The organism is Micromonospora sp. NPDC002389 (assembly GCF_040296095.1).
In the GTDB taxonomy this organism is placed as follows: domain Bacteria; phylum Actinomycetota; class Actinomycetes; order Mycobacteriales; family Micromonosporaceae; genus Micromonospora.
On record NZ_JBEOWP010000012.1, the window covers coordinates 101866 to 124617 of the forward strand.

General features: G+C 68.8%; 22 protein-coding genes. 11 read left to right on the forward strand and 11 right to left on the reverse strand.

Translation table 11 applies throughout. The features are described 5' to 3' along the window. Positions 1 to 31 precede the first annotated feature (31 nt). On the forward strand, positions 32 to 2503 hold the full coding sequence (locus ABT008_RS22500; RefSeq protein WP_350698187.1) for an ATP-binding protein: 2472 nt from the start codon (positions 32 to 34) through the stop codon (positions 2501 to 2503). Positions 2504 to 2818: 315 nt separating this feature from the next. Then, the gene (locus ABT008_RS22505) at positions 2819 to 3376 is read left to right on the forward strand and encodes a hypothetical protein (RefSeq protein ID WP_350698188.1); all 558 of its coding nucleotides are present in this window, start codon (positions 2819 to 2821) and stop codon (positions 3374 to 3376) included. A gap of 67 nt (positions 3377 to 3443) precedes the next feature. Here the strand turns inward: ABT008_RS22505 and ABT008_RS22510 are convergent, their stop codons facing one another. Then, a complete protein-coding gene (locus ABT008_RS22510; RefSeq protein WP_350698189.1) occupies positions 3444 to 4274 on the reverse strand; it encodes a TrmH family RNA methyltransferase in 831 nt (276 codons plus the stop codon). Positions 4275 to 4355: 81 nt separating this feature from the next. Further along, a complete protein-coding gene (locus ABT008_RS22515) occupies positions 4356 to 5189 on the reverse strand; it encodes a phytanoyl-CoA dioxygenase family protein (RefSeq protein WP_350698190.1) in 834 nt (277 codons plus the stop codon). 9 nt (positions 5190 to 5198) lie between these two features. Between ABT008_RS22515 and ABT008_RS22520 the strand changes: the two genes are divergently transcribed. Continuing rightward, a complete protein-coding gene (locus ABT008_RS22520) occupies positions 5199 to 5534 on the forward strand; it encodes a GyrI-like domain-containing protein (protein WP_350698191.1) in 336 nt (111 codons plus the stop codon). 336 nt (positions 5535 to 5870) lie between these two features. Beyond that, on the forward strand, positions 5871 to 6638 hold the full coding sequence (locus ABT008_RS22525) for a S1 family peptidase (RefSeq protein WP_350698192.1): 768 nt from the start codon (positions 5871 to 5873) through the stop codon (positions 6636 to 6638). Between the two features lie 171 nt (positions 6639 to 6809). Here ABT008_RS22525 and ABT008_RS30505 read toward each other — a convergent pair whose 3' ends face one another. After that, positions 6810 to 7055, reverse strand: a complete 246-nt coding sequence (locus tag ABT008_RS30505) for a WCX domain-containing protein (protein ID WP_502890487.1) — start codon at positions 7053 to 7055, stop codon at positions 6810 to 6812. Positions 7056 to 7307: 252 nt separating this feature from the next. Between ABT008_RS30505 and ABT008_RS22535 the strand changes: the two genes are divergently transcribed. Together ABT008_RS22535 and ABT008_RS22540 are read left to right on the forward strand one after the other, a co-directional pair. Then, positions 7308 to 7652, forward strand: a complete 345-nt coding sequence (locus ABT008_RS22535) for a nucleoside/nucleotide kinase family protein (RefSeq protein ID WP_350698194.1) — start codon at positions 7308 to 7310, stop codon at positions 7650 to 7652. Positions 7653 to 7677: 25 nt separating this feature from the next. Then, positions 7678 to 8211, forward strand: coding sequence for a DUF4259 domain-containing protein (locus ABT008_RS22540; protein ID WP_350698195.1), 534 nt, complete (start codon positions 7678 to 7680; stop codon positions 8209 to 8211). Positions 8212 to 8312: 101 nt separating this feature from the next. On the opposite strand, the gene ABT008_RS22545 is transcribed toward ABT008_RS22540, so the two are convergent. From ABT008_RS22545 to ABT008_RS22560, 4 genes are all read right to left on the reverse strand, one after another. Further along, entirely contained in the window at positions 8313 to 9134 is an 822-nt protein-coding gene (locus ABT008_RS22545; RefSeq protein ID WP_350698196.1) for a phosphotransferase family protein, read from the reverse strand. A 187-nt stretch (positions 9135 to 9321) separates the two neighbouring features. Next, positions 9322 to 9711 carry a hypothetical protein gene (locus ABT008_RS22550; RefSeq protein WP_350698197.1) on the reverse strand — a complete coding sequence of 130 codons (390 nt, stop codon included), beginning with the start codon at positions 9709 to 9711 and terminating at the stop codon, positions 9322 to 9324. Between the two features lie 309 nt (positions 9712 to 10020). Continuing rightward, entirely contained in the window at positions 10021 to 10146 is a 126-nt protein-coding gene (locus ABT008_RS22555; protein ID WP_350698198.1) for a hypothetical protein, read from the reverse strand. Next, positions 10143 to 10922, reverse strand: a complete 780-nt coding sequence (locus ABT008_RS22560; RefSeq protein ID WP_350698199.1) for an SDR family NAD(P)-dependent oxidoreductase — start codon at positions 10920 to 10922, stop codon at positions 10143 to 10145. The genes ABT008_RS22555 and ABT008_RS22560 overlap by 4 nt, the downstream gene beginning before the upstream one ends. 126 nt (positions 10923 to 11048) lie before the next feature. On the opposite strand from ABT008_RS22560, the gene ABT008_RS22565 reads away from it, so the two are divergent. Next, entirely contained in the window at positions 11049 to 11792 is a 744-nt protein-coding gene (locus ABT008_RS22565; RefSeq protein WP_350698200.1) for a TetR/AcrR family transcriptional regulator, read from the forward strand. A gap of 297 nt (positions 11793 to 12089) precedes the next feature. Here the strand turns inward: ABT008_RS22565 and ABT008_RS22570 are convergent, their stop codons facing one another. Next, positions 12090 to 13061 (reverse strand): aldo/keto reductase, encoded by a 972-nt coding sequence (locus tag ABT008_RS22570; RefSeq protein ID WP_350698201.1) that lies wholly within the window; start codon positions 13059 to 13061, stop codon positions 12090 to 12092. Between the two features lie 110 nt (positions 13062 to 13171). On the opposite strand from ABT008_RS22570, the gene ABT008_RS22575 reads away from it, so the two are divergent. Further along, positions 13172 to 13684, forward strand: a complete 513-nt coding sequence (locus ABT008_RS22575) for a MarR family winged helix-turn-helix transcriptional regulator (protein ID WP_350698202.1) — start codon at positions 13172 to 13174, stop codon at positions 13682 to 13684. A 91-nt stretch (positions 13685 to 13775) separates the two neighbouring features. Here the strand turns inward: ABT008_RS22575 and ABT008_RS22580 are convergent, their stop codons facing one another. The 3 genes from ABT008_RS22580 to ABT008_RS22590 form a co-directional block, all read right to left on the reverse strand. Continuing rightward, a complete protein-coding gene (locus ABT008_RS22580) occupies positions 13776 to 15266 on the reverse strand; it encodes a CoA-acylating methylmalonate-semialdehyde dehydrogenase (RefSeq protein WP_350698203.1) in 1491 nt (496 codons plus the stop codon). Between the two features lie 63 nt (positions 15267 to 15329). Next, positions 15330 to 15776: a dimethylsulfonioproprionate lyase family protein gene (locus tag ABT008_RS22585; RefSeq protein ID WP_350698204.1), complete on the reverse strand. Its 447-nt coding sequence runs from the start codon at positions 15774 to 15776 to the stop codon at positions 15330 to 15332. Further along, positions 15773 to 16561 carry a cupin domain-containing protein gene (locus ABT008_RS22590; protein ID WP_350698205.1) on the reverse strand — a complete coding sequence of 263 codons (789 nt, stop codon included), beginning with the start codon at positions 16559 to 16561 and terminating at the stop codon, positions 15773 to 15775. The genes ABT008_RS22585 and ABT008_RS22590 overlap by 4 nt, the downstream gene beginning before the upstream one ends. A 355-nt stretch (positions 16562 to 16916) precedes the next feature. Here ABT008_RS22590 and ABT008_RS22595 point away from each other — a divergent pair, with 355 nt between their 5' ends. From ABT008_RS22595 to ABT008_RS22605, 3 genes are all read left to right on the forward strand, one after another. Continuing rightward, positions 16917 to 18530 (forward strand): ABC transporter substrate-binding protein, encoded by a 1614-nt coding sequence (locus ABT008_RS22595; protein ID WP_350698206.1) that lies wholly within the window; start codon positions 16917 to 16919, stop codon positions 18528 to 18530. Positions 18531 to 18645: 115 nt separating this feature from the next. Next, positions 18646 to 20706, forward strand: coding sequence for a hydantoinase/oxoprolinase family protein (locus ABT008_RS22600; protein WP_350698207.1), 2061 nt, complete (start codon positions 18646 to 18648; stop codon positions 20704 to 20706). Then, positions 20703 to 22709 (forward strand): hydantoinase B/oxoprolinase family protein, encoded by a 2007-nt coding sequence (locus ABT008_RS22605; protein ID WP_350698208.1) that lies wholly within the window; start codon positions 20703 to 20705, stop codon positions 22707 to 22709. The genes ABT008_RS22600 and ABT008_RS22605 overlap by 4 nt, the downstream gene beginning before the upstream one ends. The last annotated feature ends 43 nt before the right edge of the window (positions 22710 to 22752 follow it).

A 22752-nucleotide genomic window follows, 5' to 3' on the forward strand; every position in this document is an offset into this window, starting at 1 on the left:
CAGACCCGACCCGCACCGTGATGGAGGACCAATGCAGGACACGCTGCCGGCCGGAGAGACGGTGTTCATCGGCCGGGACGAGGAACTGGAGCGGATCACCGCAGCGGTCACCCGCACAGCCTCAGCGAGTGGCGTAATGGCCATCCATGCCATTGATGGGATGCCTGGCATCGGCAAGACCGCGCTCGCAGTCCGTGCAGCGCATCGCCTGGCCAGTCGCTACCCGGACCGGCGGTTGTTCGTCGACCTTCATGGCCACACTCCTGGCCATGAACCCACCGACCCGGCCGACGCCCTCGCCGATCTGCTACGCGCCGACGGCCTCGACCCCCGTCAGCTCCCTGGCGGACTTCAAGCTCGCTCGGCCCTGTGGCGGGACCGCATGAACGGCAGACGGGCCCTGCTCGTGCTCGACAACGCGAGGTCCACCGCACAGGTGCGGCCTCTGCTGCCCGGCTCCAGCAGCGCCCTGGTGCTCATCACCTCCCGGGCCCGTCTGGCTGACCTGCGAGAGGCCCTTCACCTCAACCTCAAGCTCCTGAGCCCCGACGACGCAGCAGCACTGTTCCTTCGGACGGTTCCCCATGCCGAACCCGACGCGGTCGCGGAGCTGGTCGAGATGTGTGGATTTCTGCCACTAGCGATCGCCATCACCGCGAGCCGATTCGCCAGCCGGCCCACGTGGACCATGGCGGACCTCCTCGCAGAGCTACGCACGAGCGAGCGGGTGCTGACGATCAAAGGTGAGAACGCAACCGTGCGGGCCGCGTTCGACCTCTCCTACCGCCACCTCTATCCCGAGCGGCAGCGGTTCTTCCGGCTCCTCGGGCTGCACCCGGGCGTCGAGATCGACGCCTACGCGGCGGCCGCCCTCACCGGGACCACCCTCGACCAGGCCGAAGAGCACCTCGACGAGCTGTACGACGACCACCTGCTCGACGAAACCGCCCCCCGGCGTTACCGGATGCACGACCTCATCCGTGCCTACACCCGCACTCTCGCGGCCACCGTCGAGCCATCAGCGGTACGCGATGGGGCCGTGGAGCGGCTGCTGGACTACTACCAGCACACCGCCAGCAGAGCCAGCCGGCTGACCGCCCACAACACACGCCCCGCCACCACGGCCCTCGCCAGACCGGCGGCCGCGCCTGACCTAGCTGGGTGGGACACCGCCGCCACCTGGCTCCGTGTCGAACGGGCGAACCTGCTCGCCTGCCTTCATCACGCCACAATCGGCGACCAGCACCACCACGTGGTCGTGCTCACCGCCGGCCTCGCCTATCTGCTGCGCAACGAAGGGCCCTGGACCACTGCGGCGGACCTGCACCGCCAAGCCGCCGACCGAGCGGCGCAGATCAACGACGGGATCGGTCAGGCCAACGCGCTCACCGACCACGCGGCCATGCACTGGCTGACCGGGAACTACCAGGACGCGGACGGCCTGCTGCGTCAAGCCCTTGACCTCTACCGCGCGCTCGACAACGAGATCGGCCAGGCCCACGCGCTCAGCGAGCTGGGGATCCTGCGGCGGCTCGTCTCCAAGGACTACCAGGAGGCGGCCGACCTGCTGAGTCAAGCGCTGGCCCTCTACCGCGCTCTCAGCAACGAGAGTGGCCAGGCGCATGCCCTCACTCAGCTCGGCGTCGTGCGGTGGCGGACTGGGGACTACCCAGGCGGGACCGAAGTGCTGCGTCAAGCTCTGGACCTTTACCGCACACTCGACCACCGGCTCGGCCAAGCCAACGCACTGTACGCCCTGGGAGCTGTGCGGCGGCTGGCCGGTGACTACCGAGACGCGGACGACCTGCTGCACCAGGCTCTCGATCTGCATCGCGCATTGGGCAACCAGCTCGGCCAGGTCAACACCATTCACCGACTCGGCAGTGTGCGTCGGTTGGTCGGGGACCACCAGAGCGCGCAGGAGCTGCTGCACCAAGCGCTGGACCTCTATCGCGTACTCGGCGACCGGCTAGGCAAGGCCGGCTGCCTTGCAGAACTGGGCATCGTGTGCTGGCAGACGGGGAACTACCAGGACGCGGACGAGCTGCTGCACCAAGCCCTTGGCCTGTACAACGCACTCGATCATCCGCACGGTCAGGCATACGCCCGCACCCACCTCGGAGTGGTGCGATACCTGGCCGGCGACTACATCGCCGGCGAACATCTGCTCACACGGGCACTCATCGCCCTACGCGACGTCGGCGCACTCGACGATGAGGTCGAAACCCTCAACCACCTCGGGACCCTGCGCCGACTCGCCGGACATCCCGGCCGAGCCCAGGCCCTGCACCAAGAAGCCCTCACCATCGCTGACGAGCATGATTACCGCCTTGAGAAGGCACATGCGCTCGAAGGTATGGGCAGGGCCGCCACCGACCTCGGCGACGTCGCCTCCGCCACCACCCACCTTCGGCAAGCACTGCACGTGTACCAGACACTCGGTGTCCCAGAAGCCACTCAGCTCGCAGCCGAACTCACCGCCCTCGACATCCCACCGACATAGCTGACAGGCCCTGCGAGCAGTTGCAGCTCAGCGCTTCATCAGCGGCACACCCCGACCACTGCTGATCGGAACCGCCGACCCGGGCCGGCTGCACGCGGGCCTGCGAGTCGAACACGTCCGTCGTTGAACCTGACCCACGGTTGGCATTCCTCGACCTGCGGGAGGACGCCACGTCATAGCGAACGCGCCCTGCGCAGGACGGACGATCAGCAGCGCACGATCTGCCGTGATGCGCATCCTACGGAAGGCGGTCGGCCACGCCGAGGACAGCCTGATTCCTGCGCCAACGGTCATCACAGCGACTTTAATAGCGGTGTGCAGGTCAGCAAGGACGGGCGGGAGTGGCGGATCGGCGCCGCCGCCGACGTGGAGTGGATCGCCGGTCACACCACTGCCGGCATGTCGATCACCACCGCCATCCCGCCGGTCTTCGACGCGTACTCCACCACCCACCAGGCCGACGGCGTCACCGTCGCCGCCTATGAACACGCACTGGTCGAGGATCTCATCACACAGACCCCCGACCAGCCCTGGTGGCTGGCCTACCTCGACACCGGCGTCCACGACATCGTCTTTCCCCGTGCCCCCAGGGTGTCGCTCTACTGGAACTGGTCCTACGTGCTGGTCGAGGCCGGACCCGAACAGGCACTCACCTGGCGCACCGGTCATATGCGCCACGGTGACGGATCGCTACCCGACCTGTTCTTCCCCGCCGATCGATCATGGCTGGTCTCCGCACTCTGGGACGACACCTGGACCTGCGTCGGCGGCCCGGAACCGCTGATCAACACCCTCCAACGCGACCCCCTGGCCAACGCCCGCCGGGTCCGACCCGACGAGGACGCGCTGCCACCGGGACTCACCCGCGAGTGACACCCAACCCCTGACCCGGTCGCGTCACCGAACTGCGCGTACGGCGAGGCCGCCCGTGATCAGTGCCCTACCGTCGGGCTGCGGCGGCCCGCTGGCGTGCCGATTCGTACAGCACGACAGTCGCGGCGGTCGCCGCGTTCAGGGAGCTGGCGGACCCGACCATGGGGATCCGGACGAGCTGGTCGCTTGCCTCGCGCCAGCCGGAGCTGAGGCCGGTGGTCTCGTTGCCGATCAACGCCAGGGTGGGTTGTGTGAAGTCGTACTCGGCGGCGTCCAGAATGCCGCGCTCATCGGTTCCGATGATGCTCATGCCGATTCCCTCGGCTCGGACGTCAGCGACCCAGGATAGGACGGCCTGGTGGGAGGGCACCCGGACCACGGGCAGGGCGAACAGCGAGCCGGTACTCGCCCGGACCGCCTTCGGGTCGTACACGTCTGCGGCGTGGCCGGTGACGATGACGCCGCCGGCGCCGAAGGCATCCGCCGACCGCACGAGGGTCCCGATGTTGCCGGGGCTGGTGGGCCGATCGAACACGACGGTGAGCATGGTCGGACCGACCGGGATACGGCGCAGATCGTCCTCCGGCAACGCGACCACGGCCAGCAGCTCTGGAACCGCGTCCGCCTTGCCTCCCAGGTCGTGCATCAGGTCGTGGGAGACGGCGAACTTCTCGGCCCGGACCGCGTCCAGGGTCTCGCGTGCCCAGCCGGACAGTTGAGCGCTGGTGTCATAGAGCAGCTCCCGGATCTGCCAGCCGTGTTCGACGGCCATGGTGATCGGACGCACGCCCTGCACGAGGAACTCGCCACGCCGCTGCCGCTTGGTCCGGTTGCCGAGGAGAGCTTCCCACTGCTGGAACCGCGCATTGCGGCCACTCACTCGCAGCACCATTGCCAACCCCGCCTCCGTGCTCGCCCATGCCCTGCCTGCCACACGTCACCGGCCGCTGGCTCCCCGAGGAGACCTTCGGCCAGGCGCTCAGGAACGGACGGAACGAGTCGCCACGGCGTCGCGGTCGGTGCCGTCCCCGTCCGGACCGAGGGCATCCTGTCCGAGACCCCGACGAATCGCGATCTCCACGGGTGAGTATGCGCCATCAGCCCGCTCCAGCTCGTATGGTGCGGCTGGCATCAGCGGCGGTTGGGCCATGAAGCGAGGCCGCGCGCCGTGGTGTGGTTGCGCCGCATGCACCAGGAACGGGTGGCACAGGAAGACGTCGCCCGGAGATCCGGTGGCGAGGGCGAGCGGCCGGTGCTCGGACGCCGCCACCAGGTCGGGCGCGAGGGCCAGTCCGCTCGCTCCGTCCTCGCCGTACTTCTCCAGCACTTTCGGCACGTCCAGGTGGGAGCCGACCCGGATCCGGGTCGGGGCGTCCTTCTCACCGACCTCACTGAACAGGAACAGCATCAGCAGTGCCCGGCCGCGGGAGCGCACATTGGTGAAGTACCAGCTCTCGCCCTCCGGGAGATAGCTGCCTTCGATGTGCCAGCCCGCGTCGGCCGGCTCCTCTTCGTGCGGGAAGCGCAGCGGGAACGTGCCCAGCGAGTAACGCGGCTCCCAGCGGCCCGCGCCGACGAGCAGGTCGTACGCGTGATGGAGGAACGGCGAGTTGGGAGCGGCGGCGAACGGCCCCTGCGCCATGCCGGGCACCCAGTGCACAGGCTGCGTCCACGTCACTGGATCGTCCGGGTCGCAGCCCGTCTCCCGCCACAGCAGCCGCGCGCAGTCCGCTGCCACGCGCGGCGCGACGGCGCCCTCCAGCTTGACGAAGCCGTCGCGGAGAAAGCGGGATACCAGGGTCGTGTCATCCATACCCCCATCGTGCGGCGGTGCCGGTCCCGGTCACCCGACACATTCCGCACCGCTTGTGTCGGGTGTGAGCTGACCTACCTTCACGGGGTCGCCGTGTCGACGGGTACGCCGGTCCCCGGCGACCTCGACATCATCGACGTTCCGGCCGGCAGATGGCTGGTCATCCGGACCACGGGGCCGCATCCGCAGACCCTGCAGAAGGCCTGGGCCACGGCCGCAACAGCGTGGTTTCCGTTCAACCCGTGGCGCAAGCGGCCAGGTCCCGAGATCGTCGCGGTGCACGGGCCCACGAGTGACGTCGGCACCGTGACCTCTGATCTCTGGCTGCCCGTCGAACCGTCGTAACGACCTGGCGAGCATTCAGACAGCGCCAGGGGGTCCGGCCCGGCGGCCAACAGGATGGCCCGGCTGCGGCAACGGAGCGCGAACATCCGGACCTGCCGCTGACGGCGTGGTCGTGGGTCAGTTGCGGCTCATCCCAAGCGGTGTCGGCGGTACCGCGGGGAGGAATCGTCCTCCTCAATCCCGTTCTGGTCCAGCGCGTTGTAGATCGTCAGCCAGCCGCTCTCGCGTTGCGCAGTGCTCTGCCGGTTCCTGCGGACGGATCGCTCCCGGGGTGCAACGAAAGGGCCCTCCGGTTCCGTTCTACCTCCGTACCGGTAGTTCTTCGAAGGGTGTCAGATGCGCTTGAAACGACTCCTGATCGCCGTGGTGGCGTTGGCCGCCGTGCTGGTGACGGCCGCTCCGGCCGCCGCCATCAGCGGCGGTGGACGGGCCGTGCCCGGTGAGTTCCCCTGGATGGTCCGGCTCCTGCCGGTGGGTTGCGGTGGAACCCTCATTCACCCGCAACTGGTGCTCACCGCCCAGCACTGTGTCGATGAGCAGCCCGGCGACAGCGTGACCGTCGTCTCCGGCACCGTCGACCTCAAGCACCCACGCCGGACGATGAACAGATCCACCGCTCATCTCGGCGGAGCCGAGTGGTGGAATGGACCGGACTGGGCGGTGATCAAGTTGGAGCGGCCACTTGACCTGCCCGTCGTGCGGCTGGCCGCCGAGCCCCGTCAGTTGCAGACGCTGACCGTGACCGGCTGGGGTACGAAGAAGTCGGGCGGCCCTCAGGAACGCTTCCTCAACAAGGTGGAGTTGCCGTTCCTGCCGGACGAGCAGTGCTTCGACGACCCCTGGTGGCAGGAACACCCCGAGTACCCGAGGTCGACGATCTGTGCGAAGTCGGTGAACCAGAAGAGCCACTGCCCCGGCGACTCCGGTGGGCCCGCCCTGCACCGGCTCCCCAACGGCACCTGGGAACAGGTCGGCATCGTGAGCGCCGGCTCGGACTGCGACTGGGACATCGGTGAGGAACCGGTCCCCGTCTACACCGACGTCGCCTATTTCAGCCAGAGCATCCAACGCGCCGCCGACCACCTGCTCTCACGCTCCAGCTGATCACCACCGGCAGGGTTAGCCCGACCGGACACGGCGCCGACGCTCGCGGCGGCGCCGTGTCCGGGTCAATCCTGAGGCCGAGTACGGGTTGCTGACGGCTAATCGTACGAAGACTGAGGAGGTGGGCCGTGTAGATGGCGCTCGTCGTGGTGGCGTGCGATAAGTCGGTGTTCATCGGTGCGGTAGATCCTGATGACCGCGGTTGTCGTCGTGTCGGTCTCCGCCGTATCGCTCGACGAGCGTGTCACCGATCGAAGCCAGGTAGGCTCGCACACCCGGAGGGCCGGTCACCTCGACCCATTCGACCAGCCCGGCGAGCTCGCCGGCGAGTGTGTGTTCGTCGTTGCCGCGGATCACGACCTCGATGCGGCCGTCGGTCCTGCGACCTCCGACCTGGAGTCGACCGCCGAACCCCATTCGGAGCACGCCTATCCCTTGGGGCGTGCAGGGCGCGATGTACGCGGCGACGGGTGAGCTACCGCTGGCGTTTCTCCGGCCAGCGTCGCTGTTGGTCGGTCTCCGGGACCGGCGCACCTCGGGCCTCTCCGATGACCTGCCAGGCGGCGTCGAGGGGAACGCCCAGTCGGGCGAGGCAGGCTGCGGCGATCAGTGATGCCCGTCCGACACCGGCGCGGCAGTGCACCGCGACGTGCGCTGGTACCGGACGAGGTGCAGGCAGAGTTCGTCACGGACATGCTGAACCGATCGCCAGAGGGCTGGGTGCTGTACGGCTATCCACGCACACGCCGGCACGCCGAACCAGTCGACGAACACGGCCACGCGCCAGGCATCGTTATCGAGATCACGCTCGACGAGGACGCCATCGGGCAGGACCAGCGGCTCACCGAGAAACGCGATCAGCTGCCACAGATCCTCGTCGAGCATCGGCGGCGTATCGTCCCGATCCGCGCCTTCTACCGAGACGCGAACGCGATCCACCTGCTGCAGCCGTCGAGACCGCTCAAAAGGCTCGCCGCCGACCTGAAGACGTTAGTCGGCAACCCGCCCGAGTGAGCCGGACGCAGGAAGGACGACTTACGTGGCCAAGCCGTTCCCTCGGCCTACGGATTGGCCGAAGACCGTGTGGGTTGACGACCAGCATCGAGCTGGCCGAAGATCGCGAAAGTATCAGTTGGGGGTAATGGCCTTGGGCTTCTGGGACGTAGGCCCCTTCGACAACGACGACGCCGCGGACTTCGCCGGCGACCTGGATGCCGTGGCGGAGGACGTACGCATCGAGATGGTCGGCAGGGTGCTCGACCGTGTGGTCACGGCAAACGACGACGTCGACAGGGGCATCCCGAAGGCCGTAGCCGCAGCCGCCCTCATCGCTGCGCAATGCCCGGGAGGCGAAGCTGCCTGCCCCGTGTACGGCCCGTCCACGCCGATGCCGCAGTTCCCGAACTCGCTGAAAGGGCTGGCCGTCGACGCCCTCGATAACGTCCTCGCAGCGTCTTCCTGGCGTGCCGTCGAGTGGAACGATGCCGCGAAAGGAAAGCAATGGCGCCGGAACATCATCGCGCTACGGAATGTCCTCGACCCGCCGCAGCGAGAGACGCTCTTCGCGACATGAACGACGAGACCCGCGCTTCTGCCACCGAGCGGCGGTGCGCTGAGTAACCGACCGCAGCGCCGAAGCCGTCCCGGTCGTGGCCGATGACAGTGCTTCGTCACCTACCGAGCCGGTGCCTTCTTGAGTTCGCTCAGCCACCGGATGCCGAGCCGGTGGCCGTCGGGGAATTGGTCGTCGCGGTCCCAGCGCCACGCGGTGGTCATCGCCAGCATGAGGGTTCGGCAGTCTCGGAGCAGGTGGTGGTCGACGCCGGGGTAGAGGTCCCCGACTTCGTCGGGTGCGTGGGCCAGGTCGAACTCGATCGGCCCCCGGCAGCACGTCTCGAAGTCGATGAAGAGCAGGCCGGTCGGGGTCGAGAGTAGGTTGCCCGGGTGAGGTTCGCCGTGCAGGAGCTGTTCGGGTCGGCCGCTATCGCTGACCGTGCGGTGCAGGCGGTCCAACGTGCTGGCGAGAAAGGTCCGGTCCGCGTCGGCCAGCTTCGGCGTCCGGTCGTGGTCCGCCACGAGCGTGTGGGCCTCGGAAACCCGGTCCGTGAAGTGCGGGGTGGGCAGGTCTACCCGCCGCATTCCGGCGTGCAGACGTTCGAGTGCTCCGGCGTAGTCCGCGGGTGGGATCGCTTGAGTAGTCACCGGTTCGTAGTAGGTCCACAAAGTGACGACGTAATCGTCCCGGACGAAGACCTCGGGTGCTTTCAGCGCGGCCACCGGGCTCCCGACCTCGAACAGTCGCTGTGCGGTGTCCACTTCGAGTTGAGCGCTCTGGTGCGCCGCCGGTGTCACCTGTGCCAGGATGTCGCAGGGTTGCAGGCGAAGGGTGAGTCTGTTCGAGTTGTGCAGGACGGCGGCGTCGTAGGCGGTCAGGCCGAGCGACGAGGCGATCGACATGGCTGCCTGTGTCGCCCGCTGGGCCGCATACGCCTGCATCGGAGCACCGTAACTCAGCGTCTTCCGCGCAGCAGCCGCAATTCTGTCTCCCCTGCATCAAGAGACTATGGCGACGGCGACAACGGACGCTCATGCCGCCGAGCGAGCGTCACGGTCCGCTGCAGGTGGTTGGTCCACAACGGCGTCAGACCGGTGATCTTCTCGCCGGTTGTGGGATGTCGATGGTTTAGAGGCTCCGTCGGTAGCCGCATTCCTCGTACATCCAGTGATCAAGGTAGGTCGTCCTGTTGACGGGCGAATCGACGACGGTGAGCCATTCGGCGGCCGCCTGCTTCATGTGTCGGACTGCAGCGGCGTCCTGCTCCGGTGATCCCCTGCCAGGGGCGTCCATCTCATCTGTCAGCGCTCCCCAGATGAGGTTGAGCGAGGTCGGTATGTCGGGCAGATACTCGCCTGCAGGGGTCTGGGACATTGCACCCATGGCGAGCCCTTGGAAATCGAGACCCGCGTCGTAGGTGGGCCAGCCCTCTTCGGCATCGAGCACAAGACGTGCCTGATCGGCAGTTGCTGCCAGGAAGCCTTCGGGCCCGTGTTCCGGATGCCAACGACCTGCCACGACGAGGACGCTACGCCGCCTCATCACGAGCATTGAGCCGGGCTCCCATGCTCACCGTGCGCGACCTGTAGCGGCCGCAGGCGTACCAGCCTGGCCGAGACCCCGAGCGGCGCCGGCACAGGACCGGGCAGGCGGTCATGCCGCCGAGTGTTCCCGTCTCGCAGTGGTGTTCGGCGAGTGGTCGGGGGACCGAATCCTGCGGCAACTCCTCGTTCTGGTCCCCGTCGGCGGGCTGGTCGACGGCCGGGCACGTCGATGGGCCAAATGCCGTGCCGGGTTGCAGCGGCGACGGCAGACTCGTGTGATGGATCAGGCCCCGCAGCGTTCGCGGGTTCCGGCCGCAGGCGTGATCGTGATGGCGCTCCTGATCTCGGGCGGCAGGTGCGCCAGCGGGTCACGCGCGCGGCGCACACCGTGCTGGTCTGCGGGGTTCATGCGGCTTCCTTCCGGAGTGCGGGGCCGAGGAGCAGTCCCCCGTCGATCACATACTCGGCGCCGGTGATGAAGGTCGCGTGCGGCGAGGTGAGGAACAACAGCAGCGCAGTGATGTCGGCGGGCTCCCCGAGTCGCGGGACGGCGAACGGCTCGGGCGAGTAGAAGTCGGCGATCGGGGCATCGGCGCCGGCTGCCGGCTCGGTGATGAACGGGGTGGCGACTACGCCGGGGTGGATTGCATTGACGCGGATGTTGTCGCGGCCCAACTCGAGGGCAGCGGTCTGGGTGAGCCCTCGAATCGCCCACTTGCTGGCGACATAGGGCGCGTAGAAGGCGGTACCGCCGAGGCTCATGGTGGAGGCGATGTTGATGATCGCTCCTCCTCCCGCGCGCCGCAGCGCCGGGGCGGCCGCCTTGATGCCGAGGAACGTGCCGGTGAGGTTGATGTCGAGGATGCGAGCCCAGGTAGCCCGGTCGGTGGACTCGATGAGGGCCGGCGGGTTCTGCACCCCGGCGTTGTTGACCAGGATCGTGAGCGCGCCGAAGGCTTTCTCGGTCTCCGCGACGGCGGCGGCCCACGACTCCTCCTGGGAGACGTCGAGGCGGACGAAACGCGCCCGGTCTCCCAACTCGGCGGCGAGGTCAGCCCCGCGCTCGGCATTGATGGCACCGATGACGACGTTGGCGCCTTCGGCGTGCAGGGCGCGAACATGGCTGGCCCCCTGCCCGCCGGTGCCGCCGGTCACGAGAACGGTCTGATCGGCGAAACGGGACATCAGATCCTCCGAGTACGTATGCGAGACGACAACCCGAGACCGGGTGGTGAGTCGAGCGACTCACCTTGCCGAAGCTACGCTCCCGCTAGTGGTGAGTCAACCCACTCACCTCGCTATGATGGCTGCATGACCCCAGCGCCGTCGGCCTATCACCAGCGCGTGGCGGAGGAGAAGCGCGCGCTCATCGTGCAAGCCGCTACCGAGCTCTTCCTCGAGTTGGGCTACGACCGGGCATCCCTGGCGCGTGTCGCCGACAGCGCTGGCGTGTCGAAAGCAACGCTGTTCAAGCAGTTTCCGACAAAGGCAGCATTGTTCGATGCCATCGTCGTCGACTCGTGGGCCAAGAACGACCTCGCCGACGTGCCGCCCGCCGGCGACCTGACGACCGGCCTGACGGTTCTCGGACAGCACTACGCGACGCTGTTGAGCCAGCCTGAGATGACCGACCTGTTCCGCATCGTCATCGCCGAACTGCCACGCTTTCCCGAACTGGCCAAGGCACACTTCTCGCAGGGCAAACTGCCGTACTTCGAGAACGTTCGGATCTACCTCCTGGCTGAGCGCGACGCGGGAGCCGCAGACATCGCCGACCCGGAGATGGCCGCAACGCACTTCCTCGGGATGATCTCCAACTACCTGTTCTGGCCGCGTCTTCTGCTGCCGGACTGGTCGGTGACCCCTGCCCGCACGACGGCGGTTGTGGACGAAGCCGTCCGCACCATGGTCGCCCGGTATGGCACCGACGTTCACCACCGGGACCGCGAGGTCGTTACCGCATCTGCTGCGGAAGACGCGCAGGGCCGCCGAGGAGTCCTGGCAGCAGACTCCACGGACAAGCCCCAGCCCGAGCCTTACCAGCCGGAAGGCTGATCCCCAGGCCCAGGCGGTTTCCCCGGATCCCAAACCTACGGCGTACGCCTGGAGCCGTCCTCGACGTCATCGCTCGACAAGCGAATGATGCCTCGGGCCGTGGACACACGCCCCTCGTAGAGGTCTGCGGCAAGGGCTCCGGCCGGGTCTCGATCGCCGGCCTGGTCTGCCTCAAGCCCGGACAACAAGGCCGGTTGATGTGGCGCACCCGGCTGCACCGCGGACGCTCGGGCGAACGGGGCAACTTCAGCGAGGACGACTACATCGCCTTCCTCGACCAGGCCCACCAACGCCTGCTCAACCTTCGATGGCGGCCATGTCGGCTGCGGCGTGGCGATCGCCGGAGGCCGGGGTCAGGCTGTTCAGCCGGGCGATCTGATCGGCGGTGAGGCGGATGCTGTCGGCGGCGCAGTTCTCCTCTAGCCGGTCGACGCGCCTGGTGCCCGGGATGGGCGCGATGCCCTCACCCTGCGCGAGTAGCCAGGCCAGCGCGATCTGCGCGGGCGTGGCACCCACCTCGCCGGCGACGTCGCGGACCTCCTCGACGATGCGCAGGTTGTGGGTGAGGTTGTCGCCGGTGAACCGGGGGTTGGTGCGCCGCCAGTCGGTGGCGTCCAGGCCGTCGAGGGAACGGATGTCACCGGTCAGGAAGCCGTGTCCGAGCGGCGAGTAGGGCACCAGGCCGATGCCGAGTTCCCGCAGCGTGCTCAGCACGTCGCCTTCGGGGTCCCGGGTCCACAGCGAGTACTCCGTCTGGACGGCGGCCACCGGATGCACCGCGTGGGCCCGGCGGATCGTCGTCGCGGACGCCTCCGACAGGCCGATGTGGCGCACCTTGCCCGCGACCACCAGTTCCCGCAACGCTCCTATCGTGTCCTCGACGGGGGTGTCGCGGTCTACCCGGTGCTGGTAATAGAGGTCGATGTGATCGGTGCCGAGTCGCCGTAGGGAGCCGTTCACCGCCACGCGGATGTTGGCGGGGGTACTGTCCGTTCCCGGTCTGCCGGTGTGGGAGACGAGGCCGAACTTGGTGGCCAGGACGACCTCGTCGCGGCGGCCCCTGATCGCGCGACCCACCAGTTCCTCGTTGACGTACGGCCCGTACACCTCGGCGGTGTCCAGGTGGGTGGCGCCGAGGTCCAGAGCACGCCGGATCGTACGGATCGACTCGGCTTCGTCGCGGCCGGCACCGGTGTAGTAGGCCGACATTCCCATAGCCCCGAGGCCGATGCGCGGGACGTCGAGTCCGCCCAGTGAGGTGGTGTGCATTCCGTGGTCCTCTCCCCGTCGATTCGCCAGGACCATCCGGCGAACTTGACGCTTCAAGTTCTACCCGCCCGAACTTGAAGCGTCAACAAGTCGCCGGGTAAGGTGCCCTCATGACCAGGAAAGGGGCAGCGGCGAGGTCTACCGGAACCCGGTGGCTCAGTGACGACGAGCTGGCGGCATGGCTAGCCAACTCCGCGATCATGATCAGCCTGCCGGCTGCCCTGGACGCGCGGATGCAACGCGAGTCCCAGCTGACCTTCTTCGAGTACATGGTGCTCTCCGTGCTGTCCGAGGAGCCGGAGCGCACGATGCGGATGAGTCGTCTGGCAGCGCGGGCAGCGGCATCACTGTCCCGCCTGTCGCACGTCGTCGGTCGACTGGAGAAACGCGGACTGCTCGCGCGCTCCCGGCTCCCCGGCGCAGGCAGAGCCACCACCGCGACCCTGACCGAGGCCGGCTACCAGGTTGTCGTGGCCGCGGCGCCGGGACACGTCGCGGCGGTCCGCGAGTATCTGATCGACCAGCTCGAACCTGGCGACATTGCGGCCCTGAGCCGCATCGGCACGGCGGTCGAGGCCGCCATCAACCGCGCCACTGCACCGCCCGGGACGTCCGCGCCATAACCGCTGCCGGCATGCCTTGATGCATGCAGACCAGCCGACGCGAGATGCGCCGACCGGCGTCGGGAAGCCCGCGCCGGTCGGCGCTCGCCGGTCAGGTGGCGGTGGGGAAGTGGAAGTCCGGGCGGGCCGTCGGGGTGGTGCCCGGCCACCTGGAGGTGACGACCTTGCCGCGGGTGTAGAACGCCACGCCCTCCTGGCCGTGGATGTGGGTGTCGCCGAAGAGCGACGCCTTCCAGCCGCCGAAGGAGTGGTAGGCCATCGGCACCGGCAGTGGGACGTTCACCCCGACCATGCCGACCGTGACGGTACGCACGAAGCGGCGGGCCGCCGCTCCGGCGGAGGTGAACAGGGCGGTGCCGTTGCCGTACGGGTTGGCGTTGATGATCCTGATCGCCTCGTCCAGGCTCTCGGCCCGCAGCACCACCAGGACCGGTCCGAAGATCTCCTGCTGGTAGGCGGCCATGTCGGGGGTGACCCGGTCCAGTAGGCACGGGCCGACGAAGTATCCGTTGTCGTGTCCGTCCACCCGCAGGTCCCGACCGTCGACGACCACTGTGGCGCCGGCCTTCTGCGCACCGTCCACGGAGGTGATGACACGGTCGCGTGCCTCGTCGGTGACCACCGGCCCCATCTGGGACGACTCCTGGTCGCCGGGGCCCACCACGACGGCCGTGGCCTCCCGCCTGAGCAGGTCGACCAGTTCGTCCCCGGCGGCGCCGACCGCGACCACGGCGGAGATCGCCATGCAGCGCTGTCCGGCCGACCCGTACGCCGCAGAGGTGATCTGCCGTGCCGCCTCGGCCAGGTCGGCGTCGGGCAGCACCACGGCGTGGTTCTTCGCCCCGCCCAACGCCTGCACCCGTTTGCCGGAGGCGGCGGCGCGCTGGTGCACGTGCCGGGCGACCGGAGTGGAGCCGACGAACGACACCGCCGCGACGTCCGGGTGGTCGAGCAACGCGTCGACCGCCTCCTTGCCGCCGTGCACCACGTTGAGCACGCCGTCGGGCAGGCCCGCGTCGGCGTAGAGCTGCGCGACGAGGTTCGACGCGGACGGGTCGCGTTCGCTGGGCTTGAGCACGAAGGTGTTGCCGCAGGCGATGGCGATGGGGTGCATCCACATCGGCACCATCACCGGGAAGTTGAACGGGGTGATGCCGGCGCAGACCCCGAGCGGCGCGCGCAGCGAGTACGAGTCGACACCGGTGGAGACCTGGTCGGAGTAGGCGCCCTTGAGCAGCTGCGGGATGCCGCAGGCGAACTCCACGACCTCCCGGCCCCGGATCACCTCACCGCGCGCGTCCTCGACGGTCTTGCCGTGTTCCGCGGTGACCAGCTTCGCCAACTCGTCCTCGTGCCGTTCCACCAGGTCACGGAAGCGGAAGAGGACCTTGGCGCGCTGGGACAGGGACACGTCGCCCCACGACTCGAAGGCCCGGGCCGCCGCCGCGACGGCCTGGTCGACCTCGGGCTGGGCGCCGATCGCGACCTGTGCCTGGGGCCGGCCGGTCGCGGGCTGGTACACGGTCGCGTACCCGCTGCCGGCGACGGACGCCCCGGCGATCCAATGTTCGATGCTGCGCACCCTCGTCTCCTTCGTCGATCCACGATTGCCTCGATGTGCGGTGGGTCCGGGCCCGATGTCGGCCTAGAGCCACCTGGTGCCGATTCCCCGCAGGTCAGGGGTGCTGAAGGAGTACACGAGCTCCATGCCGTCGGTGCTGCCGGTCTCGATGGCGTGGGCGACGCCGGCGGGGATGTACATCGCGGTGCCCGGGCCCGCCTTGAACTCCTCGTCGGCCAGCGTGAACCGGGCCGTACCGGCCAGCACGTAGTAGAACTCGGCCGAGTCGGCGTGCAGGTGCAGCGGGTGGCTCATCCCGGGTTCCATGCGGTAGACGCCGGTCAGGAACTCGCACTCCGGATCGCCGGTGGTGTCCCGGTCGACGAGACGGTGCACCAGTCCCTCGTCGTCCGGGTTGTGGTTGAGGGCGGAGATCAGTTCGTACTCCAGCTCGTCGCGACGCACGACGAACGGCGGGCGCGGCGACCCCGGTGTGCTGCGGCGGTGACCGTCGCGGGGTAACCGGGTCACCGTTCGGCGTCCACGCTGGTGGCGCCGAGGGGGATCTGCGGGCTGGTCAGGGGCCCGTGGTGCTTGGAGAGGCAGATGGCCTCCCAGCCGGTGACCACGCCGTGGATGACGCCGGGCTCCCAGCACAGGTACTCACCGGCGTGGTACACGTGCTCCGGGTCGGTGGCGCACCAGCCGCCGAGGAAGAAGATCTCCTCGGTGCTGTGGTGGAACTCCAGGGCGGTCTTGGCGAACCTCCGGGGCAGGACGAACAGGATGGTGTCCTTACCGCTCTCCTCGACCTTGCGCAGCCGGATGCACTGGGTGGGGACCTCGAGGTCGCCGTGGCTGCTGGTGTCGGTGACCCCCGCGAACGCCTCCCGCACCGGTCGCCAGTTCGCCTGGTCGAAGATGTCGACGGTCTCGCCGAGCGGGGTCGACGGTGCCGGTGGCGCATCCGTGCGGACCTCGAAGGGGGAGTCGGTCCAGAAGATCAACGTGGCGCCCTGCTCCGAGGAGACCGGGCCGAGCTCGGTGCCGGAGGGCAGGAAGAGGTAGTGCCCGGGGCGGCACTGGCGCCCGGCGATGGTCAGGTCGCCGTCGCGGACCAGCAGTTCGAGGTCGGCGCCGTTCCAGTGCGCCGGCATGTGCCAGCCGGGTGGGACGTCGACGACCAGCGTCTGCGCTCCGGTCTCCGGGTCGGCGTTGATCTGGCGGGTGAGAAGTCCGAAGGGCAGGCCCGCTGCCCGCCACACGCGCTGCGGCACCTGATCGATGATGACCCGTCGCTTGCCGGCATGAGTCACGGTGACCTCCTTCAGTTGACGCAGGATTGTATGTAATCCGCCGGAGGGCGTCTAGGTCCGTGAGTGGCGCTCAGACTGGCTTCGCAGCTAGTGGCTCTGGGCTTGACGCGGCGCTAGGGTGTCGCAAAGTCCATGTATGCAAAGCCTGGCAGGGGTGCACGCGCTCCGACGCGAGCGGGTGCCTGCCGTGCTGACCGTCGGCTGCTCGCGCCTGGCCGGTCGGGGTGGCCCCGATCTGGCGGAACGAAGCCTTGACAGCCGGCAACCTGTATACAAACATCGCATCCTGTGATCCGCTTCACCAAGTCAAGCACGCCTGATATAGCAACCTTGCACACAATGTGGAGGTGTCGGCATGGGAACGACTTCCGTTCGGATGCGGGCCGTGGCGGCGCTCGCCGTGACGAGCCTGGCTGTCGCGGGCTGTAGTGGAAACGACGGCGACGACACCGACGCCGGCGCCAGCCAGGCGTTGACCGTCGCCGCGCCCGGAGTGGTCTCCAGCCTCGACTCCGAGCGCTACCAGGGCTTCATCTCGATCGACCTGCTACCCAACATCTCCGGCACCCTCGTGCGCTTCACCAAGCCCGAGGCCGGCGCGACGACCCTGCAGACCCCGGACCAGATCGAGCCCGAGCTCGCCGAGTCCTGGGAGCTCAGCGACGACCGCAAGCAGATGACCTTCACCCTCCGCGAGGCCAAGAGCCAGTTCGGCAACGCCCTCACCGCCGAGGACGTGAAGTGGTCCGTGGACCGCATGGTCAACAGCGAAGGCGTACCGATCGCCAAGATCCTCATGGGCATCGGCGGATGGGACATCGAGAACCCGGTCACCGTCACCGACGACCGGACCGTCACGATCAACGTCGCCCAGCCGAACGCGGTCAGCGTCTCGATCCTGAGCACCTTCTTCATGACGATCTACGACTCCGTCGAGGCCAAGAAGCACGCCACCACCGACGACCCGTACGCCTACAAGTGGCTGGGCGAGAACACCGCCACCTTCGGCCCGTACGAGGTGCGCTCGTTCGACCCGGGCAAGGAAGTCCGGCTCACCGCCAACAAGAACTACTTCCGGGGTACGCCCACGGTGACCGACGTGGTGGTCCGTGCCGTCGCCGACACCTCCAACCGGCTCCAACTGGCCCAGAGCGGCCAGGTCGACGTCGCCAGCGCGCTCACCTTCGACCAGCTCTCCTCGCTGGAGAACAGCGACGGCGTCCGACTCGAACGGGTGCTCTATCCCAACATCGACGTCCTGGTGCCCAACCTGAAGGCCGAGCCCTTCGACGACAAGCGGGTCCGCGAGGCCATCTCCTACGCCGTCGACCGCGCCGCGATCGTCGAATCCGCCTACCAGGGCTACTCCACCGCGTCGAGCGACTTCATCCACGACGACTTCGGTGCTCCGGCGGCGGCACAGCCCCTCACCCACAACATCGACCGGGCCAAGCAACTGCTGGCCGAGGCCGGCCTGCCCAACGGCTTCCCGATGGAACTGGCCTACAACGCGGCCAACGTCGGCGCGCACAGCGAACAGGTGGCCGTCCTGCTGCGGTCGCAACTGGCCAAGGTCGGCATCGAGGTCAAACTGAACAACGTCGCCTCCGGCGCGGACTTCGACGCCGCCAAGCGCGAGGGCAAGCTGCAGAGCTGGCTGGCCACCAGCACCCCGCTGGTGCCCGACCCCGCCTACTACCTGCAGGTCTTCTACTCCACCGGTGGACTCACCAACCTGCAGAACTACAGCTCCCCGACCGTCGACGGGCTGTCCCGGCAGATCCTCGAAACCCAGCCGGGCCCCGAACGGGAGGCGCTGGTCAAGCAGGTCAACGACTTCATGGTGGGGGACATGCCGGCCATCCCGCTGGTCGACTCCCAGAAGTTCTACGCCTTCCGCGACGGCGTGACCGGCTTCGTCAGCTACTCCCAGGGCCACGTCAACTACTACGACATCTCCGTCTCCTGACCCGGCCGGCGTCCCCGGTGCACACGCCGGGGACGCCGACCGGCGGGGCCCACGGTCGGACCCGCCGGCGACGACTTTTCGCGACAGCTGACGTACCCGAGAAAGCAGGTCGTTGATGTACCGACTTGGAGTCGACGTCGGTGGCACGTTCACGGACGTCCTTCTGATCGAGGAGGCGACCGGCCGGACCCGCCGCACGAAGGTGCCCTCCACGCCGCAGGACCAGTCCGTCGGCGTCGTCGAGGGCGTGACCCGGGTCCTCGCCGACGCCACCGCCCGCGCCGCCGACATCCGCCAGTTTCTGCACGGCACGACCGTGGCCACCAACGCCGTCCTCGAACGCCGGGGCGCCCGGGTGGGTCTGATCGTGACCATCGGCTACCGGCAGGTCCTGCACATCGCGAGGTCGTTCGTGCCCGGCGGACTCGGCGGCTGGATCGTCTGGGACCGACCCGCCGAACTGGTCGCACTCGAAGACGTCCGCGAGGTCCGGGGCCGACTGGACGCCCGGGGCACCGAGATCGACCCCCTGGACGAGACGGCCGTGCGGGCCGCCGTCCGCGACCTGGTCAACCGGGGCGTGGACGCGCTGGCCATCGGCTTCGTCAACTCCTACGCCAACCCCGCCCACGAACAGCGGGCCGCCGAGATCGCCGCCTCCGAGGCACCCGGCGTACCGGTCTCCACCTCCGCCGGTGTCCTACCAGAACTGGGCGAGTACGAACGCACCCTCACCACCGTCGCCAACGCCTACGTCCGCCCCGGCGTCGGCGCCTACCTGCGCAACCTGAGCAGCAAACTGGTCGCCGAGGGCCTGGTCGGCGACCGCCGGGTGCTGCGCTCCGACGGCGGACTGATGACCTTCGAACGGGCCGAGGACATCCCGGTCAGCCTGCTGATGAGCGGACCGGCCGGCGGCGTCGCCGCAGCCGTGGCCCTGGGACCGGCCGCCGGCTTCCGTGACCTGCTCACCCTGGACATGGGCGGTACCTCCACCGACGTCGCCCTGATCGAGGACGGCACCCCGGTCATCCGACGCGAGACGACCGTGGCCGACCTCGCCGTCCGCTCGCCCTCGATCGACGTACAGACCGTCGGTGCCGGCGGCGGCTCCATCGCCCACGTCCCCGACCTGACCGGCGCACTCCGGGTCGGCCCGGCCAGCGCCGGCGCCCTGCCCGGCCCGGCCACCTACGGTCGCGGCGGCGAACTGCCGACGGTGACCGACGCCAACGTCGTGCTGGGCTACCTGCCGCACGCGCTGCTCGGCGGCGCCATGCCCCTCGACGTGGACAAGGCCCGCACCGCGGTCGGCACCGTGGCGACCAAACTCGGCGTGACGGTCGAAGCCGCCGCCGCCGCGATCATCGACATCGTCAACGAGAACATGCTCGGCGCCCTGCGGCTGGTCTCGGTGCAGCGTGGTTACGACCCGAGACGCTTCGCCCTCTTCGGGTTCGGCGGCGCGGGCCCTCTGCACGCCAACGCCCTGGCGAAACTCCTCGGCTCGTGGCCGGTGGTGATCCCGCAGTCCCCGGGGGTGCTCTGCGCCTACGGAGACGCCTCCACCGGTGTCCGCGCCGAGGCGAACAAGTCACTGGTCCGCCCGCTCGACGACCTCGACGAGACGCAACTGCGGCGCGAGTTCACCGACCTGGCCACCCAGATCGACACCGAGTTCGACCGGGCCGAGGTGCCCGCCGAGGCCCGTACGGTCCGCTTCGAGGCCGACGTGCGCTACCACGGACAGGGCTTCGAGGTCCCCGTCAGCGTCCCGGCATCCGGCCAGGGGCCGCTGATCCCCACGCTGCGCGACGGCTTCGACGAGGCACACCGACGCCTGTTCGGCTTCGCCCTCGACGAGCAGCACGAGATCGTCAACATCCGCGCGGTGGGGGTCTCCGACGCCGAACGGATCCGACCCGTCGAGATCGAGTCGGGCGACCACGACGCCTCCCGCGCGGTCATCGGCGGCCAGCGCGTGTACGTCGACGGCGGCTGGCAGGAAGCGGCCCTCTACGACCGCACCGCCCTGCGCGCCGGCGACGAACTGCGCGGTCCCGCGATCGTGGTCGAGATGGATTCCACCAGCCTGGTCCTGCCGGGCTGCGTCGCGCGCGTCGACAGGCTGGGCAACCTGCTCATCCTGCCCGCCGAGGAGAAGGGGCCCCGATGAGTGCCGTCATCGTCGAGACGACCCGGTCGCCGCGTCCGGTCGAGGTCGAGACCGCCGTGCTCGACATCGTCGAGAACGCCCTGCGCAACGCCCGGTTCGAGATGGACGCGGTCGTCCTGCGTACCGCGATGTCCCCGGGCATCCGGGAACAGAACGACGCCTTCCCGCTGATCGCCGACCGCAAGGGCCGGATGGTGGCCGGACAGTTCGGCTCCTTCATCGACGGCTTCCTCTCCGGCTACGACGGCACGGTGGAGGAGGGCGACGTCTTCTTCACCTCCGACCCGTACGCCTGCGACGGCGCGATCAGCCACGCCAACGACTGGCTGGTGCTGCTGCCGATCTACGCCGACGGCACGCTGGTCGGCTGGGCGGCGATGTTCGGCCACATGAGCGACGTCGGCGGCAAGGTCCCGGGAAGCCTCCCGACCGACGCAGTGTCGATCTACGAAGAGGGCGTCATCGTCCCGCCGGTGAAACTGTTCCGCGGCGGCACGCTCGACCAGCAGCTCCTGGACACCGTCCTCAACCAGGTGCGCCTGCCCAACTGGAACCGGGCCGACCTCAACGCGGTCCTGGCCTCCTGCCGGACCGCCGAGACCCGGGTCCGGGAACTGTGCGAGCGCTTCGGCCTGGACACCTATCTCTCGACGCTGGACCTGCTGCTGGAACGCAACCGGCAGGCCATGGCGAAGCTGTTCCGGCAGGTCGTGCCCGAGCAGCCGGTCACCTTCGAGGACTACATCGACGACGACGGGCGCGGCACCGGGCCGTTCCGCATCCGGTGCACGCTCTGGCGCGACGGCGACCGGGTGGTGCTCGACTTCACCGGCACCAGCGACCAGGCCGAGGGCTCGATCAACTTCCTGTTGAACGAGAACGTGCTGCGGATGTTCTTCGGCGTGTACACCATCATGGCCGTCGACCCGTTGATCATGTTCAATGACGGGTTCTATCCGTTGGTCGACGTCCGCATCCCCGAGGGCAGCCTGCTCAAGCCCCGACGGCCGGCGGCACTGTCCTGCCGGACGCACGCCCTGGGCCGGCTCTTCGACGTCCTGGCCGGGCTGCTCGGCCAGTGCCAGCCGGACTTCCTCTGCGCGGCCGGCTTCTCGTCCAGCCCACACCTGATGTACTCCGGCCTGGACCGCTCGGGCACCTGGTTCCAGCTCTACCAGATCGGCTTTGGCGGGGTACCCGCCCGACCGATCGGCGACGGCTTCGACGGCCACTCGATGTGGCCCTCGTTCACCAACGTGCCGAATGAGTACCTGGAGGCGTACTACCCGCTGCGCATCGAGTCCTACGAGTCGATCCCGGACTCCGGTGGCGCCGGCAAGCACCGGGGCGGCAACGGCATCCGGGTGGGCTACCGGTTCCTCGAACCCGGCCAGGTCTCCATCCACGACGACCGCTGGTTCACCAAACCCTGGGGCGTGCTGGGCGGCGAGCCGGGACAGCGCGGCACGAAGATCCTGGAACGGGCCGACGGATCGCAGCAGACCGTGCCGGCCAAGTGCGACCACGTCGGCGTGCACCCCGGCGACCTGCTGCACTTCGTCACCTGGGGTGGCGGCGGGTGGGGCGACCCACTGGAGCGCGACCCGGACCAGGTGCGCCACGACGTCGAACGGGGACTGGTCACCGTCGAGGGCGCCCGCCGCTACGGGGTGGTCCTGGTCGGCGACCGCGTCGACGACGACCAGACCCGCCGACTCCGCGCCGAGATCGCCGCGAACCGGTCGGAGCTGCCCCGGTTCCACCGTGGCGGCACGGTCGACGAACTGCGGGCCCGGTGCCGCACCGAGACCGGCCTGGAACCGCCCCGCGACCCGGCACCCACCCGCGCCCCGGCGCAGGCCACCGGCGGCACCGGACCCGGCAGCACATCGTCGGCGGCGTCCGGCGGTCAACGGGCGACCGAAGCCCGCCCGCAGACGACCCCCCGCACCCCACTGGAGGTGCTCGTGCACCGCATCGCCCGGCAGGTGACCGGGCGATGAGCCGGACCAGCAAGGCCCACAACACCGGCGGACACCCGTCCGT

Coding starts and splice junctions, on each gene's coding strand:
- ABT008_RS22500 (WP_350698187.1), top strand. CDS start 32: ATGCAGGACACGCTGCCGGCCGGAGAGACGGTGTTCATCGGCCGGGAC.
- ABT008_RS22515 (WP_350698190.1), bottom strand. CDS start 5,189: ATGGATGACACGACCCTGGTATCCCGCTTTCTCCGCGACGGCTTCGTC.
- ABT008_RS22525 (WP_350698192.1), top strand. CDS start 5,871: ATGCGCTTGAAACGACTCCTGATCGCCGTGGTGGCGTTGGCCGCCGTG.
- ABT008_RS30505 (WP_502890487.1), bottom strand. CDS start 7,055: ATGGGGTTCGGCGGTCGACTCCAGGTCGGAGGTCGCAGGACCGACGGC.
- ABT008_RS22545 (WP_350698196.1), bottom strand. CDS start 9,134: ATGCAGGCGTATGCGGCCCAGCGGGCGACACAGGCAGCCATGTCGATC.
- ABT008_RS22555 (WP_350698198.1), bottom strand. CDS start 10,146: ATGAACCCCGCAGACCAGCACGGTGTGCGCCGCGCGCGTGACCCGCTG.
- ABT008_RS22560 (WP_350698199.1), bottom strand. CDS start 10,922: ATGTCCCGTTTCGCCGATCAGACCGTTCTCGTGACCGGCGGCACCGGC.
- ABT008_RS22565 (WP_350698200.1), top strand. CDS start 11,049: ATGACCCCAGCGCCGTCGGCCTATCACCAGCGCGTGGCGGAGGAGAAG.
- ABT008_RS22570 (WP_350698201.1), bottom strand. CDS start 13,061: ATGCACACCACCTCACTGGGCGGACTCGACGTCCCGCGCATCGGCCTC.
- ABT008_RS22575 (WP_350698202.1), top strand. CDS start 13,172: ATGACCAGGAAAGGGGCAGCGGCGAGGTCTACCGGAACCCGGTGGCTC.
- ABT008_RS22595 (WP_350698206.1), top strand. CDS start 16,917: ATGGGAACGACTTCCGTTCGGATGCGGGCCGTGGCGGCGCTCGCCGTG.
- ABT008_RS22600 (WP_350698207.1), top strand. CDS start 18,646: ATGTACCGACTTGGAGTCGACGTCGGTGGCACGTTCACGGACGTCCTT.
- ABT008_RS22605 (WP_350698208.1), top strand. CDS start 20,703: ATGAGTGCCGTCATCGTCGAGACGACCCGGTCGCCGCGTCCGGTCGAG.